The organism is Vibrio sp. 1F253 (genome assembly GCF_041439295.1).
In the GTDB taxonomy this organism is placed as follows: domain Bacteria; phylum Pseudomonadota; class Gammaproteobacteria; order Enterobacterales; family Vibrionaceae; genus Vibrio; species Vibrio tasmaniensis_A.
Genome location: NZ_JBGONU010000136.1, coordinates 1 through 1,512 on the forward strand (window position 1 = coordinate 1; position 1,512 = coordinate 1,512).

Consider the following 1,512-nt stretch of genomic DNA (forward strand, 5'->3'; position numbering starts at 1 on the left):
TTCAACACTTGGGATTTAGTGTTGGCTACGCAACACCTTAATCCTTATTAGTTATATGCCATTTTCCAACGTTACTTGAAAACTCCCCTTCGTCCGTTTTGCTACCTTAAACTCTATATCCCTTATGTTGCTTTCGAATAAAGCCTTTAACGCATGACGTTGTTTATCTGGCATCTTTTCACCAAATATTACTGATTTTATAGCTTGAGGGGGATACTTTAAAAACTGAGCAGATTTTTTATTACATGAGCTTTGGTAAATGATGCGCAACTCTTCTTCGTATTTCCAGTCTAGTGGTTTAGTCGCCAACATTTTTTTATATATATCTTTACTATGACTCAAAGAGGCATCTAGAGCATTTTCGTAAGGTTCAGCTTCATTGTCACAAGATACATCTTCTAAAGCATAACTATGGTAGTTAATTTGATCCATAACTACAGCGAGAACTGCAGTATCTATTTCCGGTGGATTTGCTTGGTAATTCACCTCATAAATTTCTGCAAAGTTCGGATTATTGAACAGCACAAGGTGAGGATCAAACTCCAGACAGAATCCCCTAAGTCCGTTTGCATAGTGTGACCACATTAATAAATTATCAGGTCTTTTGCTGAAGCAAGTGATTCTTGCATGATCTATTACACCCATAACATCTGGCTCGGTACCTATTATAGATTCAGTATAAAGGGCATAATTCTCGTTTGCATCAGGATCATCTAGACTGTCGAACCCCCAAGCTTTAAAAATATCCTCCATACGTGATGAAGTATCTTCTATAGAAGGAAAGCCAGTTGAAATACTGCACCAACACTCAAAAGGGTCATTAAAAGACTCATAATGATTCATATATAGTTCATTGTTTAGAATATTTGTTACTGCATATTCAGTAAAAGTATAATATTTAAACACTAGCTCTCCTGTTTATCATGGCATATAACGCTTAAGTATTTATCCGTTGTCGTAGCACAATGGATAAATACCTGTTGGACTTGGCCGCTTCTATCTATGGAGTTTGCTTTTTAGGACTGACTTACGTTCCACTCTTATCATTAAGACTGGTACCCCATCAGCCGTCCATTTTCCACTTCTAGCCACCAATTTATCTACTGCGACTATACCCGTTGCATAATCTTTTTAAAAGCGAACAATACCCCTCTCTCGCCATAACACAACGATAATTTTATTCATTACAATCAGACAACTAGGTCAGTCGGTGCTCTGAAACGACTATCCTAGGTCTAATATTGATGCACACGAGTACCATGCTGTTGCTATGGCAGTTCGGACAACAAGGTTTCTCTTTCAGCACTTCCGATTTCTCTACGGGTCGCTTTCGTAAGCTTTGCCTAATTTCCGCTATCGCTTTTACCCGTACAGCATTAGCTAAAAAGCCATAGTAGCGTATTCGCATTAGCCCTTTAGGCAACACATGTAAAAGTAAGCGTCGAAGTAACTCGCCCGCATTATGATCTGCTCCAGTCAGACTGGACACTTAGCTAAGCGACATTTCGCTTT

2 protein-coding genes and 1 pseudogene are annotated in these 1,512 nt (G+C 38.8%); 1 reads left to right on the forward strand and 2 read right to left on the reverse strand.

Going from position 1 to position 1,512, the window contains the following annotated elements; translation table 11 throughout:
* Positions 1–51 precede the first annotated feature (51 nt).
* Positions 52–906: a DUF2971 domain-containing protein gene (locus tag ACED28_RS23195; protein ID WP_371710856.1), complete on the reverse strand. Its 855-nt coding sequence runs from the start codon at positions 904–906 to the stop codon at positions 52–54.
* 338 nt (positions 907–1,244) lie between these two features.
* Here ACED28_RS23195 and ACED28_RS23200 point away from each other — a divergent pair, with 338 nt between their 5' ends.
* Positions 1,245–1,394 carry a hypothetical protein gene (locus ACED28_RS23200; protein ID WP_157936395.1) on the forward strand — a complete coding sequence of 50 codons (150 nt, stop codon included), beginning with the start codon at positions 1,245–1,247 and terminating at the stop codon, positions 1,392–1,394.
* A gap of 17 nt (positions 1,395–1,411) precedes the next feature.
* Here ACED28_RS23200 and ACED28_RS23205 read toward each other — a convergent pair.
* Positions 1,412–1,489 (reverse strand): annotated as a pseudogene (locus ACED28_RS23205) (hypothetical protein); the annotation flags it as partial.
* Between the last annotated feature and the right edge of the window lie 23 nt (positions 1,490–1,512).